Source organism: Streptococcus cristatus ATCC 51100 (genome assembly GCF_000222765.1).
GTDB lineage: Bacteria > Bacillota > Bacilli > Lactobacillales > Streptococcaceae > Streptococcus > Streptococcus cristatus.
This window is the reverse complement of sequence record NZ_AFUE01000003.1, coordinates 35,660-51,158: the sequence shown is the minus strand read 5'-3', so window position 1 is coordinate 51,158 and position 15,499 is coordinate 35,660. Positions and strand designations below refer to the sequence as shown.

Here is a 15,499-nt window from a genome sequence, read left to right as displayed (position 1 = left end):
ACTGTCAATAAGTGTGTTCTTTTGAATCAGTAACTATTCCAATTTATCTATCTTGAAATAAATAAAATCCTTTTGTAATACTATAAAAAATAACTAACAAAGAAATAACTATAAGACTCGGTTGCCAGAAACCTGATATATCTACTAAACTACGGCCTAAAAGTTGGCCAATAAAGTTAACTAAAAGTAAAATAATTAAATTGAAAACTACTGATACTAATAAAATTAATACCGAATGTATTATTGCCTCGGCTATACGTATTTTAAAAAGTTGTAATCTTGATACTCCTAGTGTCTTTAACTGTTTAATGTCCTCAATATCTTTATTAGAAGATAAAATTGTAAGAGAAATAGAACTAGTAATAATCAGAATAATTGGAGCAGACAGATAAGCAATAAAGGAAGCTCTTGCTTCTTGTACACCGTTTGCTGTATTCATGAATGAATACATATTTTGGGTGTAAAGAATAAACCCAGAAATGAGAGTTACTCCCATGCTCATTGAAGTTTGTATACTTTTCAAATAGCTAGGATTGGATAGTAGATTCCAAAAGCCTGTATTGATTACATAATTTTCAGTTGGAAATATCCTCATTAAAAATTTTATTATAAACATTTGAATTGATGGAGATAGTGATTGAATAATAAGGATGTGAATAATTAATAAAAATAATATTATGCTTGACTGTGTTGCAATTATTTCTTTATTTCTGCTAAAACCTGCTGAAACAATAAAACCTATACATAGTAACCATAGGAATAAACGAACAGAGATGTTAACAAAACCAGTTACGGTAACCTTTCTTTTTTTCTTTTTTGGTTTTAATATTGATGATATTTTAAGTATTCGACTTGAATAAAAGTAAGCCCCTATCCCGACAATTGTTGGGACTATAAAAACACTCAATAAAATTGATTGAATGTTGGCTGTAATAACTAAATCAGGTAACTCATCTCTTCCTAATAAATTTTGTAAAAATTTATAGTAACTATCTGCCATGAAGAATGAAAGTATTGTACCAATACTACTAACAATCACTGCCTTTAAATAAAACTGTCCAGATACTAGTAAAGATAGCTGAGTTCTGCTTGCGCCTAAGATAGCCCATAATTGGTAATCCTTTTTAAAGATATCTATTAGCAGTCTTATATTATTTGAAATAAGGAAAAATAGAGTAGTCCCGCCAAAAACTATTAGCATTTGAAAAAGTTGTGAAGCGTTAATATTAGCAGTCTTTATTGCACTAGCAATACCAAATAAAGATGTTCCAACAATCAGGCTAGATACAAATAGTAATGGTATTGTTCCTAACCATTGTCTTTTTGAGTACTGAAATTGGTAAATGATTAATTTTAGCATAATAAATCCTCCTCAAATTAATCTTTACTACTTTCAAGCGCTTGGTAGAGCTCATCAGCTGAAGGTTTAATAATTTGTCGAGATATTTTTCCGTCTTTTAAAATGAGTGCTCTGTCAGTTTTTGAAGCCAACTCAATATCATGAGTGACCATAAAAACACATTTTCCTTGACTCGCTAAATTACGAAGTGTTTCAAAAATAAGTTTTCTTGAGACGCTGTCCAGAGCTCCTGTTGGCTCATCAGCAAAAATAATTTTACTATCAGCTATTATTGCACGAGTAATAGCCACTTTTTGCTGTTCTCCACCTGATAAGGTAGCAACTAATGATGATAGTTCTGCTTTAAAATTCAAACTATTCAACATTTTTTTACTTTATTGCTATCAACACTCTTTCCTGAGAGTCTCAGAGGAAGTGTAACATTTTCTAGTACAGGTAGAGCGGGTACCAGATTATAGTTTTGAAAAATAATTGCAATATCTTGCCTTCTAAATTTAGCAAGTTTCCCTTCTTTTAAAGTGTATGGATTCACACCATTGATAACAACTTCGCCACTTGTTGGTTCAGATAAACTTGATAAACAACTCAATAAAGTAGACTTTCCAGAACCACTGACACCAAGTATTGATACAAATTCTCCATAATTGACAGATAAAGAAATATCTTTCAAAATAGAGACAGTTTTATCTTGTCCTAGTAAAAATTCTTTTGAAAGATTTGTGACTTCAACAGCTAGATTATTAACCATAATAAATCCTCCTAGTCCCAGCTTCATATTTGATTTAATTATACAATATTGGAATTCTGTTAATATTAAGTAAGTAACTTATGAAAAGTATTTTTAATGGATAAAATTTCTATTTCCTCTGGATCTCGGATAAAGGTCTTTAGCGAACTAAGAATTTTTTCTATTACCATAATAGTATTATAAATGAGGCTTAATTGAAAGCGTAATCATAACTCTATTAAGAGGTACAGCTATTCTATACAAAATTTAAACATAAAACTTAGGTATACTTAATAAATGAGAATTAAAGTTAGCTATAACGAAGATAGTAGCATATGTAAAAGATTCCTTATCTTGAAACGACTGGCATGCCTACTAGAATTCTTCTTAGAAAGCGTCGATTCAAGTGATATCAGTGCTCTAAAATAATAGTCGTTGAGACTTCCATCGTCAAAAAGAATCACCAAATACCTCGCATCATCAACCAAAAGATTGCTAAAAAGTTGATTGAAAAAACTTCTATGACTGATATTGCCCATCAACTTTCCTTCTCAACTTCAACTGTCATCCGCAAACTTAATGATTTTCATTTTAAGCATGATTTTTCTCGTCTTCCTTAGATTATGTATTGGGACGTTGAAACACTCAGGGGAGTGACTGTTTCAATCTGGAGATGAAGATGAGTTTTATTGCGCAAGATTTTGACAAGCTAAATATCATTACTGTTCTTGAGGGAAGAACACAAGCTATTATTCGAAATCACTTTCTTCGCTAGGATAGAGCTGTTCGTTGTCAGGTGAAAATCCTTACTATGGATATGTTTAGTCCTTACTATGACTTGGCCAAGCAGCTTCACTCCCTAATGCTAAAATCGTTCTTGATCACTTTCACCCTTCGTTATTATATTTCTTAACGAAGGCTAGATGCTGGGACAAAAGTCTAACCTTAAATATAAAAAGCGTACAAAACTAGTTATCTGGCATTCAGAATTCTGTTTTGTTCGCTTTTTATCTAATCTATCGATTTCAAAAAATTATAATAAAGAGTTCCTAAAATCAAAATCTTTTTGTCCCAGCCTCTTTTTTTCTAATTTGACTTGTATAATTATTTGAAAAGTAGAAGAGAAAGTAGTAAAATTATATTAACATATACAATAGAGCCTTGTGCTCAATTAAGGAGGAAATCATTATGTCAGTTTTCTACGTTCCATCAGTCAATTTGATTGGTAAGGGTGTCATCAATGAATTTGGCGGTCATGTCAAAGAGCTTGGCTTCAAGAAAGCTCTCATCGTTACAGACCACTACATTGCATCCAGTGACATTTTACCAAAAGTCATCAAACCGCTAGAAGCAGAAGGCATTGAATATGTGGTTTTTGAAGGTGTAGATCCAAATCCATCTTGTAAGAATGTTTATGATGGATTAGCTACTCTTCAAGAAAATGACTGTGATTTTATCATCAGTGTCGGCGGTGGCTCTCCTCAGGATGCTGCTAGCTGTATTTCCATCATGGCGACAAATGGGGGCAAGCCGCAGGATTATGAAGGGCTCCACAAGTCTAAAGAAAAGGGTCTGCCAGTTGTAGCCATCAACACCACGGCAGGGACTTCTGCCGAAATCACTATCAACTATGTTATCACGGACGAAGAACGCAAGGTTAAGATGGTGATGGTTGATAAAAATAGTCTGGCTCTCATCTCTGTCAATGACCCAGAGCTCATGATTTCCAAACCAGCTAATTTAACAGCAGCGACGGGGATGGATGCTTTGACTCATGCTGTTGAGGCCTTGGTAACTCCTGGTGCTTATGGCGTAACCAAGAAGTTGTCTATCGGTGCCATCGAGTTGATTAAGGAATATTTGCCGCGAGCAGTCGCTAATGGTCATGATATAGAAGCCCGTGAAGCTATGGTTAATGCTATTTTCCTTGGCGGCATGTCCTTTAACAACGCAGGTCTGGGCTACGTGCATTCGATGGCTCACCAGCTTGGTGCGGTCTATCATCTGCCTCATGGCGTTTGCTGTGCTATGCTCCTACCAGTAGTTGAGCGTGAAAATGCCAAACGTGTACCAGCAGCCTTTAGAAATGTAGCTAAAGCTTTAGGCTTGCATACCGAAGGCAAGACTGATGAAGAATGTGCAGCATATGCCATTTCGGAAATCGAAACCTTGTCCGAAACGGTCGGTATTCCTAAGAAACTGACCGAGCTTGGTATTGAAGAAAAGGACTTTGACTTTGAATACCTTTCTAAGAATGCCTTGATTGATGCTTGCGCACCTGGCAATCCTTTCATGCCGACTTTGGAAGAAACCATTGCTTTATACAAAGAATTGTTTTAAGCCAAAGGAAAACAGTTCACTCTCTAAACTTAGTTGATTTATATCAAAAAAAGACAGTTGCTCTCTCTCCTACAACTGTCTTTTTAATTATGGAAATGGGATGATCTACAGGATTAGTGCTCTAAAATAAACTTAGCAATAGCTGTGGCGACGCCATTTTCTTCATTGCTATCTGTCACGTAGTCGGCCAAGTTTTTGACATGGTTGCTAGCATTCCCCATGGCAATGCCCAAGCCAGCAAACTGCAGCATTTCAATATCGTTATTCGCATCGCCCAGTGCCATGATTTCCTCAGGATTGATCTCTAAGCGTTGTGCTAGACGCTCTAGGGCAAAGGCTTTGGTGACACCTTTCGGCATCGCCTCGTAGATGACAGGTTGGGAGCGGACGCCACTGAATCGTTGGCAGAGTTCTTGAGCGAACTTGGTCTCAAAATCGTCTACCTGCTCTGGATTTCCTAGGAACATGGCTTGAAACATTCGATGCTGACCGCTGCAAGCTTCTTCAAGGCTGATTTCAGTAGGAGTCGTAAAGACAAGAGCCGCATCATCTGTCACAATTTTGCTGGCCTTTTCCCCTACGACGAAGTAATGCTCTTCATCAAACAAGGTCAACTGCACTTGGCTCTGCTCCGCCAAACTGTATAAGTAGCGAATATCATCTGGATTTAATTCTTGCCAGTCAACGACCTGCCAATCGCTAGTCTGATGGATAGCGCAACCATTGTCTACGATGACATATTCATTTTCATTCTCCAAGCCCAACTCCTGATAGTAGGGCTTGACACCCACGAGCGGTCTACCTGTACAGAGAACCAGCTTGACTCCGGCTTGGATAGCTTGGTGGATAGCATCAATATGAGCTTGAGGAATCTTTTTTTCCTCAGTCAGCAAGGTTCCGTCCATATCAAGGGCAATTAGTTTAATCATAGTTTTTCTCCAATAGTATTTGTGAATATTATAGCATATTTTCTATTGCTAGGAGAGCAGAAATGGGGAAAGATTGTTTTTTAATTTTCCTGTCCTTATGGTATAATAAGAAAATCTAGTAAGGAAAAGAGAAGCTATGAAAGCAAAGCGTATTGTATTTAAAGTTGGAACGAGCTCATTGACAAATCCTGACGGCAGCTTGTCACGGGCAAAGGTGCGGGAAATCACGCATCAATTATCGGTCTTGCATGAAGCAGGACATGAGTTGATTTTGGTATCGTCTGGAGCCATTGCGGCAGGTTTTTCTTCTCTGGGCTTTAAGAAACGCCCAACCAAAGTAGCTGACAAACAGGCTTCGGCTGCTGTTGGTCAGGGCCTTCTCCTAGAGGAGTACACCACCAATCTGCTCTTGAAGAAGATTGTATCTGCCCAGATTTTGCTGACGCAGGATGATTTTGCGGATAAACGGCGTTACAAAAATGCCCACCAAGCTTTGTCAGTCCTCCTTAATCGAGGTGCCATTCCCATTATCAATGAAAATGACACAGTTTCAATCGAGGAGCTAAAGGTGGGAGACAATGATACGCTCAGTGCTCAGGTGGCAGCCATGGTTCAGGCGGATCTTTTGGTACTTTTGACAGATGTTGATGGGCTTTACACTGCTAACCCAGCTTCAGATCCAACGGCCCGTCGGCTTGAAAGAATTGAGACAATCTCTAGTGATTTGATTGACATGGCAGGCGGTGCGGGCTCCAGCAATGGCACTGGTGGCATGCTGACTAAGATCAAAGCAGCAACTTTGGCGACCATGTCTGGTGTACCAGTTTATATTTGTTCGTCACTTAAAAGCAATGCTTTATTGGAGGCGGCGAGCCAGACTCGAGACGGGAGCTTTTTCTCAGCGCAGGATAAGGGCTTGAAGACGCAAAAACAGTGGCTAGCCTTCTATTCTAAGAGCCAAGGCGCTATCTATGTGGATCAAGGTGCGGCACAGGCACTCAGCTACGATGGTAAAAGCCTTCTGGCATCAGGAATTGTTAGGTTAGAGGGGCATTTTTCTTACCAAGATACGGTAACGGTGTACGAAGAAGAGACTGGTGCGATTTTAGGAAAGGGGCGCGTGCGCTTTGGTAAACCTGCCCTCAAGGACATGCTGCGGTCTAGTAAACCAAAGGGAGTTGTCATTCATCGTGACGATTGGATTTCTATTACTCCAGAACTCCAACTGCTCTTTTCTGAATTTTAAGTGGAGATAGGAGCTTACTTATTAAGAGTATTTCATAACCGAACTCTGCGACATTTTCACGAATACTAAAAAGAATTATTGTATCTTACGAAAGGAGGCGCTATGACCTCAACACAAGAATTATTTGAAATTGTTAAAAAGTCAAAAAAATCCATCAACACAGCTACAACGGCTGAAAAAAACCATGCTTTGGAAGAAATGGCAAAGCAACTCTGGCTTTCTCGGGCTGATATTTTAGCAGCCAATGAATTGGATATGGCAGCGGCTAAGGGTAAGATTTCAGATGTCATGCTGGACCGCCTCTATCTAGATGAGGAGCGGATTGCTGCCATGGCAGAAGGTATTCGCCAGCTGATTGACTTGGAGGATCCTGTAGGGCAAGTCTTGGAAAGGACCGAGCTTGATAACGGCCTTGTCATCAGTAAAAAGCGGGTGGCTATGGGCGTAATTGGTATTATCTACGAAAGCCGGCCTAATGTTACTTCAGACGCTGCGGCTCTGGCTCTAAAGAGTGGCAGTGCGGTCGTTCTCAGAAGCGGAAAGGATGCCTATCAGACAGCGCTAGCTATTGTCACAGCTTTGAAAGAAGGTTTGGCTCAGACCAAGATTTCGCCGGATTGTATCCAGTTGGTTTCTGATACCAGTCGGGCTTCAGCTCAGGATATGATGAAAGCTAAGGGCTATCTCGATTTGCTCATTCCGCGTGGTGGTGCGGGACTAATTCAGGCGGTCGTGGAAAATGCTACTGTGCCAGTGATTGAGACAGGCACTGGAATTGTCCATATCTATGTAGATAAGGATGCTGACCAAGATCAGGCTTTGACGATTATTGAGAATGCCAAGACCAGTCGCCCCTCTGTCTGCAATGCCATGGAAGTACTACTGGTTCATGAAGAGATTGCAGCTGACTTTTTGCCACGTTTGCAGAAGATACTGGTGACAGATCGTGAGGCTGCACAAGAAAAGTCTGTTGAATTACGTTTGGATGAGAAAGCAGCTCAGTATATCTCAGGAACACATGCTAAATCGGAAGATTTTGATACCGAATTTTTGGATTATGTCTTAGCTGTCAAGCTGGTTTCCTCGCTGGAAGAAGCGGTGGAGCATATTGAAGCTCACAGCACTCATCACTCGGATGCTATTGTGACGGAGAACGATGCAGCGGCAGCTTACTTCACAGAGCAGGTGGACAGCGCAGCAGTTTATGTCAATGCCTCAACCCGCTTTACAGATGGTGGTCAATTTGGCCTTGGCTGCGAAATGGGGATTTCCACACAGAAACTGCATGCCAGAGGTCCTATGGGACTAAAAGAATTGACCAGCTATAAATACGTCATCCAAGGAACTGGTCAAGTGAGGAAATAAAGATGAAAATTGGATTTATCGGTCTGGGAAATATGGGCGGCAGTCTTGCTCGCCTAGTTGCCCAAGATGAAAGATATAGAAGCGAATTACTCCTGGCTAATCGCAGTCTTGAAAAGGCTGAAAAGATTGCTGCGGAAGTTGGTGGCCAGCCGGTCAGTAATGCAGAAGTTTTTGCTCAGGCAGAGGTGATTTTTCTGGGCATAAAGCCAGCTCAATTTGCTGACTTGTTGGCTGAGTATCAGGAAATTCTAGAAAAACGGGAGTCTCTTTTACTGGTTTCCATGGCTGCTGGTCTGCCCTTGGAAAGATTGGAAAAATTGACACCTCACCACCATCGTTGGATTCGGCTCATGCCTAATACACCAGTAGCTGTTGGCGAGGGCGTTATTACCTATACTTTATCCCAGCAGGCGAATCAAGCGGATGAAGACTTGTTGCGGGAGCTTCTGTCATCTGCTGGCCTTCTAGTCAAACTAGAGGAAAAGCAGTTGGATGCGGCGACAGCTCTTGCTGGTTGTGGACCAGCCTTCGTTTATCTCTTTATAGAGGCTTTAGCGGATGCAGGTGTCCGAGCAGGACTCAGTCGCGACGTATCGCTGCATCTAGCCAATCAGACCCTTTTAGGCGCTGCCAAGCTAAGTCAGGTCAGTGGCCAACATCCGGCCCAGCTCAAAGATCAGGTCTGCAGTCCAGCCGGTTCGACCATTGCCGGGGTGGCTAGTTTGGAAGAAAATGCCTTTCGAGGAACAGTCATGGCCGCCGTTCAAGCGGCATATCAACGGACGCAGGAACTTGGTAAGTAGGGTAATTGTCATTTTGCTTCTTTTGAAGAAAAAATAGAATCGTAAAGCGATATGATATATCATCATATAAGTAGTGCAGAGAGACACTCGTAGATGGCTTGTTTAAAGCCAGTACGAGTGTCTTTTTGTTTTTCAAAAAACTTATCCTTACTAAGTCAAGTGAAAGTAAACCTGTGGATGACATAGATGGAGACTTTGCTCTAAGAAGAAGTAGATTTTACAATCAACAGCTCAGTCCATATTTCTTTTGTTTTTCCTTGACAGTTAAATTGTCAGAATTTATAATAAAAGAAGAAAGGCGATAACAGTGTTATCGAATTGAAACCATGAAAAAAGAAACAGATGAGTTAAATGAAAAAATCTTGGAAAGCGCGAGGAGTGAGTTCTTGGCTTATGGCTATCAGGATGCTTCACTGCGGAGAATTTGTCGCGCGGCTGGCTTGACGACTGGGGCTCTTTATAAGCGATATGAGAGTAAGGACAGTCTCTTTACTGCTCTACTTGAGCCTACTCTGACAGCCTTAGACCAGTATGGACAAGAGCAGAAGCGACGTGACTATGCTTTCCTAGAAGAGGGACACCTGTCTGACATGTGGGCCCATCGCTTGGAAGATCTCCAGTCCCTGATGCGGATTCTCTATGAGCATAAGGATATTATGCAGCTTTTGCTCTTTAAATCTCAGGGCTCTTCGCAAGAGGACTTCAGGATGCGTCTGCCTCATTTGGCAGCAGACGAGACTTATCGCTATTTGGAGCTGGCTTACAAAGAGGGGAAGATCAATTATTTGGTCAAACACGAGTTTCTGCGATCGTGCATGACAGCTTATTACACAGCTGTATTTGAGCCCTTGGCTCAAGATTGGTCCCAAGAGCAGGCGCTGGAATTTTGCCATTCCATCATGGACTTGTTTGACTGGGGAGGTTTGCTAGGTTTTTGATAGAAAGAAGGAAATTCTATGAAGAAAAAATCTGTTCTTGCTTGGATCTGGGACTTTGTTTCCCTTCATAAGATATATTTTGTGCTCAGTCTGATCTTTGCCTTTGCCTCTGTAATTTCAGGATTTCTGCCTTATTTCTTTATTGGTGGAATGATTAATCAGCTCTTGGCTGGCAATAAAAACTGGGATTTCTACCTGCTGCAGTCGGCATGGGCGGGTCTAGCTTGGATTGGCTACTGGGGCTTTCACGGTATTTCCACCATGCTGTCGCATACGGCTACTTTTAAGATTCTAGCGGAAATGCGGCGTCGCCTGACAGACAAGCTAGCTAGGCTGCCTCTAGGTACAGTGCTTAGTCAGTCATCAGGCAGTTATAAAAACATTATCGTTGAGCGGGTGGATGCGACCGAAACGACCTTGGCTCACCTGATTCCAGAGTTTACCGCTGGGATTTTTGGTCCGATTATTGTTCTCATTGCCATGCTGGTCATCGATTGGCGGCTGACCTTGCTGTCTCTCCTGACTATTCCCATCGTGGCGCTGGCCTATATGCGGATGGCTGTCAATAGCGAAGCAGACTATCAAAATACTCTGGTCAAGACCAAAAAAATCAATGATACAGCGGTGGAATATATTAATGGGATTGAGGTCATCAAGGTCTTTGGCAAGGAAAAATTTTCATACGATAAGTTTGTGACGGCTGCTAGAGAAGGAGCAGACTGCTTTATTGAGTGGATGCGCAAGTTTAATCTAGAGATGGGGATTGTGACTGCTTTTCTGCCATCAGGCTTGCTCTTTCTACTGCCGGCTGGCTGTTATTTCTATCTCCAAGGTAGCTTGACAGCTAGCAATTTCATTCTGATGATTATTCTGTCGCTCAGTCTTCTGACTCCTCTGATTTTAGTGGCTAGCTATATGGACGATTTACGGAAAATCGGGACTATTTTTGGTCAAGTCATTGATATTTTGGAAAAGCCTGATTTGAAAAGGCCTCAGGAGCTGAGAGAACTTCCAAAAGGAAGGGATCTGGTCATGACGGATGTCAGCTTTGGCTATACAGATGAAGAGGAAGTACTGCATGGTATTTCGCTAGATATTAAGGCTGGCAGCATCAATGCTTTAGTTGGGCCATCAGGCTCAGGTAAGTCTACAATTGCCAAGCTTCTAGCTTCTTTCTGGGATGTCAGTTCTGGTCAGATTACCTATGGTGGCTTGGACATTCGTCAGCTTCCGCTAGACTATTACAGTCGGCAGATCGCTTACGTGACTCAGGATAACTATCTCTTTGACGAGACTATTATGGAAAATATCCGGATGGGAAATCCAGCAGCTTCTGACGAAGAGGTCATCGAAATTGCCCGTCGCTGTGGCTGTTATGACTTTATCATGAACTTAGAAGACGGCTTTGAAACTCAAGTAGGCTCTGGCGGCAGTCATCTATCTGGTGGGGAGCGTCAGCGGATTGCTATCGCCCGTGCCATGCTCAAGGATGCACCGATTCTTATCTTGGATGAAGCGACTGCTTATACAGATCCAGAAAATGAAGCACAGATCCAGTCCAGTCTAGCTCGTTTGATTGAGGGACGGACCTTGATTGTCATTGCCCACAGGCTGTCTACGATTATGAGTGCAGACCAGATAGTCTTGGTCAATGATGGTCGGATTGAAGCTAGAGGTCGGCATGAAGAATTGCTGACAGCAAGTCCGCTTTATGCTTCCATGTGGCAGGCCCATATTGCTACCAAGGATAATAGTGAGATGGAAGGAGGGCTGACTCATGCTTAATATACTGAAGAAATTCTTTGATTTCTGTACGGCAGAGGATCGTAGGAAATTTTATCAATCTATTTATCTGGGTATCATCAAGTCCTTTATCATTGCTCTGCGTATTCCAGCAATCGGCCTAGTTGTTATGGGACTGATTGAGAAGAATCTCTCTATGCAGACATTCTGGCTGGCTTTAGGTATCATGCTGGTATCCACTGTGCTAAACGTCTGGATTACCCTGAAAATTACCATGCTGCAGACGGAAGCGGGCTATCATACCTGTGCTCAGAAGCGGATTGAAATTGCCGAGCACATGCGCTATTTGCCCATGGGTTACTTTAATCAAAATAGCTTGGGCAAGATTACCAGTGTTACGACTAATACGCTGGAAGGGCTGTCTGACGTAGCTACGCGAGTGGTTATGATGACTGTGCAGGGCTTTCTGACGACTGGTCTCATCACTATTTTGGTCTTTCTCTATGACTGGCGGGTTGGACTGGTTCTCTTGGTGGGTCTCGTCCTCTTTCTCCTGCCCAATACTCTCATGCGTTGGCAAGTTGGCAAGGTTTCTGATGACAAGTATCAGGCGGATATGGACCTGGTAGCCGTTGTTTTGGAGTACAGCCAAGGTATTGTTGAAGTTAAGAACTACAATCTGGTCAACCGTTCTGTCAAGAAGCTGTCCAAGGCTATTGAAGGCAAGAGTCAGCTAGATACCAAAATGACACTTGTGACCTCACCTTACATTGCTCTCCAGGGTATGGTGACCAAGCTGACCGGTCTCTTTATGGGGCTTTTCTCTATCTACTTTTATCTCAATGGCAGTATGGAGCTGCTGGTAACCATTATGATGATTGTCAGTGGCTTTATGATTTATGAAAATCTAGACGGCGTTGGCTCTTTCTCTTCTCTCCTGCGCATTGTTGATTTGTCGGTTGATATGGTCAATCAAGTTTTGGCTATCCAGCCGATGGACATCAGCGGTCAGGATATTGAGCCTAAGAGCAGTCGCATTGAGCTAAGAGATGTTAGCTTCTCTTATGGAAATAAGAAAATTATTGACCGGGTTTCCCTCACCATTCCAGAGAAAACAACAACTGCTCTGGTCGGACCTTCTGGATCAGGCAAAACAACGCTCTGCAACCTCATCGCCCGCTTCTGGGATGTGGACCAGGGAAGTATCAGTCTGGACGGGCATGATGTCAGGGATTACAGCTATGACAGCCTGATTCGTAATTTCAGCTTTGTCTTCCAAAGTGTCTATCTCTTTGAGGATACCATTGCCAATAACATTCGTTTTGGCAAGCCGGAGGCCAGTCAGGAAGAAGTGATAGAGGCTGCCAAGAAAGCTGCCTGTCATGACTTTATCCTCTCACTGCCTGATGGCTATGATACCAAGATTGGTGAAGGAGGTGCCAGTCTTTCTGGAGGTGAGCGTCAGCGCATTTCCATCGCGCGGGCTATTATCAAGGATGCGCCTATTATCATTCTGGATGAAGCAACAGCCAATGTCGACCCAGAAAATGAAGAAGCCCTCATGCAGGCTATTCAGGCTCTGACTCGTGATAAGACTATCATCATGATTGCCCACCGACTCAAGACGGTTGAGCATGCAGACCAGATTTTGGCGCTGGATCAAGGCCGCATTGTCGAGCAAGGCAAACACCAAGACTTACTAGCTAAACAAGGTATCTATAGTAAATTTATCCAAGAAAGAAAAACAGCTGCCAGCTGGCGGATTGAGATGGAGGAGTGATAACCTGAAACAGCAGGCCAGCGGCTTGCTGTTTTTCATTTAAAGGGAAGAATGATATAATGAAGTAGAGAAAAATCTTGAATGAGGTAGCCATGAACGAAATCAAATGCCCCAACTGCGGGGAGGTTTTTACAGTCAATGAAAGCCAGTACAGTGAGCTTTTGTCGCAGGTTCGGACAGCAGAGTTTGACAAGGAGATTCATGCTCGGATTGAGCAGGAACTGGCTTTAGCAGAGCAAAAAAACCAGAATGCCCAACAAGCTCTCCTATCGCAGAAAGAACAGGAAATTAGCAAGCTTCAAAGTCAAATTGCTCAGTTTGAGACCCAGCAGGAATTGGCAAAGAAAGAGGCGGAGCAGGCAGCAAGTCTTCAATTGCAGGAGAAAGATAAGGAAGTTCAGAAATTGGAAAGTCAGCTGACAACTCTGCGCTTGGAGCATGAAAATCAACTCCAAAAGACCTTGTCTGCGCTGGAAAAAGAGCGAGACGAGGTTAAGAATCAGCTAGTCTTGCAAGAAAAGGAAGCAGCGCTGGCTCAGACCTCGCTCAAAGAGCGCTATGAGGTAGAGCTGCGGCAGAAAGATGAGACCATAGAGTTCTACAAGGATTTTAAAGCCAAGCAGTCCACTAAGATGATTGGTGAGAGTTTGGAACAGCACTGTGAGTACGAGTTTAACAAGAATCGTATGGCTATGTTTCCACAAGCGGAGTTTGGCAAGGACAATGATGCCAGAACCGGCAGCAAGGGTGACTACATTTACCGCGAGGTGGATGAAAATGGTGTAGAAATCCTCTCCATCATGTTTGAGATGAAAAATGAAGGCGATGAGACAGCGACCAAGAAGAAAAACGAGCATTTTTTCAAAGAGCTGGATAAGGACCGGCGGGAGAAGGGTTGCGAGTATGCCATTCTGGTGACACTTCTGGAGGCTGACAGCGAGCTCTACAATTCGGGTATTGTCGATGTGTCCTATGCCTATGAGAAGATGTATGTTATCCGACCTCAGTTCTTCCTCCCCATGATTACCCTCCTGCGTAATGCTGCGCTCAACTCGCTCCAGTACAAGCAGGAGCTGGCCTTGGTGCGGGAGCAAAACATTGATATTACGCATTTTGAGGAAGATTTGGATGCCTTTAAAGTTGCTTTTGCCAAGAACTATCAGTCTGCTTCGACAAACTTTGGCAAGGCTATCGAGGAGATCGACAAGGCTATCCGCCGGATGGAAGAAATTAAGAAATTCCTGACGACCTCTGAAAACCAGCTGCGCTTGGCTAATAACAAACTGGACGATGTCTCTGTCAAAAAACTGACGCGCAAAAACCCTACTATGAAAGCTAAGTTTGAAGCTTTAAAGGAGAAGTAAGAAAACAAGACAATGAACGGAATTATCAACTTAAGAAAAGAAGCGGGCATGACCTCGCATGATGCGGTCTTTAAGCTGCGTAAAATTTTGGGAACGAAGAAAATTGGTCACGGAGGCACCTTGGATCCAGATGTAGTAGGGGTGCTTCCGATTGCTATAGGTAAGGCGACACGTTTGGTCGAGTTTATGCAGGAGGAAGGCAAGGTCTACGAGGGGGAGATTACTCTGGGTTGCTCAACGACGACAGAGGATGCCAGCGGAGACATCCTAGAGCGGACGCCGGTGACGGAGCTTTTAGAAGAAGCTCTCATCGATGAAGCGATGGAGTCCATGACTGGTGAGATTCGCCAGATTCCGCCCATGTACTCAGCAGTCAAGGTCAATGGCCGCAAGCTTTATGAGTATGCGCGTGCAGGTCAAGAAGTGGAGCGCCCAGAGCGGCAGGTGACCATCTATAGTTTCGAGCGCACAAGTCCTATTTCCTATGAAGATGAGCAAGCTCGTTTTCGCTTTCGGGTCAAGTGCAGCAAGGGAACATATGTTCGAACCCTGTCTGTTGATTTGGGAGCCAAGCTTGGCTTTGCCAGTCATATGTCTCAGCTGACACGGACTTCCTCAGCAGGTATGAGCTTGAATGATGCCTTGACCTTGGATGAAATAGCGGAGCGAGTATCAGTGGAGGATTTCTCCTTTCTACAACCTCTGGAGTTGGGGACAGGTGATCTACCAAAGATTGAACTGACGGCTGAACAGCTCGAAGAAGTGCGCCACGGTCGTTTTATCCCCATTGAAAATGCTGAGATTGTCTTAGCAGGCTTTCATAAAGGTAAGCTCATTGCCATTTTAGAGAAAAGAGAAGAATATTACAAACCTAAAAAAGTCTTTCTTTGATGGTATATAGCAT

The 15,499-nt window shown here is 42.7% G+C and carries 11 protein-coding genes and 2 pseudogenes; 10 read left to right on the top strand and 3 right to left on the bottom strand.

Going from position 1 to position 15,499, the window contains the following annotated elements; genetic code table 11:
• Positions 1-43 precede the first annotated feature (43 nt).
• Together HMPREF9960_RS01590 and HMPREF9960_RS10970 are read right to left on the bottom strand one after the other, a co-directional pair.
• Positions 44-1,360 carry a hypothetical protein gene (locus tag HMPREF9960_RS01590; protein ID WP_005592019.1) on the bottom strand — a complete coding sequence of 439 codons (1,317 nt, stop codon included), beginning with the start codon at positions 1,358-1,360 and terminating at the stop codon, positions 44-46.
• Positions 1,361-1,377: 17 nt separating this feature from the next.
• A pseudogene (locus HMPREF9960_RS10970) lies at positions 1,378-2,108 on the bottom strand (ABC transporter ATP-binding protein).
• A 320-nt stretch (positions 2,109-2,428) separates the two neighbouring features.
• Here HMPREF9960_RS10970 and HMPREF9960_RS09875 point away from each other — a divergent pair.
• Positions 2,429-2,978 (top strand): annotated as a pseudogene (locus HMPREF9960_RS09875) (transposase); the annotation flags it as partial.
• A gap of 297 nt (positions 2,979-3,275) precedes the next feature.
• The gene (locus tag HMPREF9960_RS01570; RefSeq protein WP_005590167.1) at positions 3,276-4,427 is read left to right on the top strand and encodes an iron-containing alcohol dehydrogenase; all 1,152 of its coding nucleotides are present in this window, start codon (positions 3,276-3,278) and stop codon (positions 4,425-4,427) included.
• Positions 4,428-4,540: 113 nt separating this feature from the next.
• On the opposite strand, the gene HMPREF9960_RS01565 is transcribed toward HMPREF9960_RS01570, so the two are convergent.
• Positions 4,541-5,356, bottom strand: a complete 816-nt coding sequence (locus HMPREF9960_RS01565) for a Cof-type HAD-IIB family hydrolase (protein ID WP_005590169.1) — start codon at positions 5,354-5,356, stop codon at positions 4,541-4,543.
• A gap of 136 nt (positions 5,357-5,492) precedes the next feature.
• Between HMPREF9960_RS01565 and proB the strand changes: the two genes are divergently transcribed.
• The 8 genes from proB to truB all read left to right on the top strand — a co-directional run bounded on the left by proB (position 5,493) and on the right by truB (position 15,486).
• Complete coding sequence (proB, locus tag HMPREF9960_RS01560; protein WP_005590170.1) at positions 5,493-6,602, top strand: glutamate 5-kinase; 1,110 nt, start codon at positions 5,493-5,495, stop codon at positions 6,600-6,602.
• Positions 6,603-6,704: 102 nt separating this feature from the next.
• Positions 6,705-7,967, top strand: a complete 1,263-nt coding sequence (locus HMPREF9960_RS01555) for a glutamate-5-semialdehyde dehydrogenase (RefSeq protein WP_005590171.1) — start codon at positions 6,705-6,707, stop codon at positions 7,965-7,967.
• Between the two features lie 2 nt (positions 7,968-7,969).
• Positions 7,970-8,770, top strand: a complete 801-nt coding sequence (gene proC / locus HMPREF9960_RS01550) for a pyrroline-5-carboxylate reductase (RefSeq protein WP_005590172.1) — start codon at positions 7,970-7,972, stop codon at positions 8,768-8,770.
• A gap of 326 nt (positions 8,771-9,096) precedes the next feature.
• The gene (locus tag HMPREF9960_RS01545; RefSeq protein ID WP_005590174.1) at positions 9,097-9,708 is read left to right on the top strand and encodes a TetR/AcrR family transcriptional regulator; all 612 of its coding nucleotides are present in this window, start codon (positions 9,097-9,099) and stop codon (positions 9,706-9,708) included.
• Positions 9,709-9,726: 18 nt separating this feature from the next.
• The gene (locus HMPREF9960_RS01540) at positions 9,727-11,493 is read left to right on the top strand and encodes an ABC transporter ATP-binding protein (protein WP_005590175.1); all 1,767 of its coding nucleotides are present in this window, start codon (positions 9,727-9,729) and stop codon (positions 11,491-11,493) included.
• Positions 11,486-13,231, top strand: coding sequence for an ABC transporter ATP-binding protein (locus HMPREF9960_RS01535; protein WP_005590177.1), 1,746 nt, complete (start codon positions 11,486-11,488; stop codon positions 13,229-13,231). Before HMPREF9960_RS01540 ends, HMPREF9960_RS01535 begins: the two co-directional genes overlap by 8 nt.
• Positions 13,232-13,323: 92 nt before the next feature.
• Positions 13,324-14,595 (top strand): DUF2130 domain-containing protein, encoded by a 1,272-nt coding sequence (locus tag HMPREF9960_RS01530; protein WP_005590178.1) that lies wholly within the window; start codon positions 13,324-13,326, stop codon positions 14,593-14,595.
• 12 nt (positions 14,596-14,607) lie between these two features.
• On the top strand, positions 14,608-15,486 hold the full coding sequence (gene truB, locus HMPREF9960_RS01525) for a tRNA pseudouridine(55) synthase TruB (protein ID WP_005590179.1): 879 nt from the start codon (positions 14,608-14,610) through the stop codon (positions 15,484-15,486).
• The last annotated feature ends 13 nt before the right edge of the window (positions 15,487-15,499 follow it).

Bases quoted from the DNA above. Each gene is read 5' to 3' on its own strand.
- HMPREF9960_RS01570 (WP_005590167.1), top strand. From the start codon at position 3,276: ATGTCAGTTTTCTACGTTCCATCAGTCAATTTGATTGGTAAGGGTGTC.
- proC (WP_005590172.1), top strand. From the start codon at position 7,970: ATGAAAATTGGATTTATCGGTCTGGGAAATATGGGCGGCAGTCTTGCT.
- truB (WP_005590179.1), top strand. From the start codon at position 14,608: ATGAACGGAATTATCAACTTAAGAAAAGAAGCGGGCATGACCTCGCAT.
- HMPREF9960_RS01530 (WP_005590178.1), top strand. From the start codon at position 13,324: ATGAACGAAATCAAATGCCCCAACTGCGGGGAGGTTTTTACAGTCAAT.
- HMPREF9960_RS01590 (WP_005592019.1), bottom strand. From the start codon at position 1,360: ATGCTAAAATTAATCATTTACCAATTTCAGTACTCAAAAAGACAATGG.
- proB (WP_005590170.1), top strand. From the start codon at position 5,493: ATGAAAGCAAAGCGTATTGTATTTAAAGTTGGAACGAGCTCATTGACA.
- HMPREF9960_RS01540 (WP_005590175.1), top strand. From the start codon at position 9,727: ATGAAGAAAAAATCTGTTCTTGCTTGGATCTGGGACTTTGTTTCCCTT.
- HMPREF9960_RS01555 (WP_005590171.1), top strand. From the start codon at position 6,705: ATGACCTCAACACAAGAATTATTTGAAATTGTTAAAAAGTCAAAAAAA.
- HMPREF9960_RS01545 (WP_005590174.1), top strand. From the start codon at position 9,097: ATGAAAAAAGAAACAGATGAGTTAAATGAAAAAATCTTGGAAAGCGCG.
- HMPREF9960_RS01565 (WP_005590169.1), bottom strand. From the start codon at position 5,356: ATGATTAAACTAATTGCCCTTGATATGGACGGAACCTTGCTGACTGAG.
- HMPREF9960_RS01535 (WP_005590177.1), top strand. From the start codon at position 11,486: ATGCTTAATATACTGAAGAAATTCTTTGATTTCTGTACGGCAGAGGAT.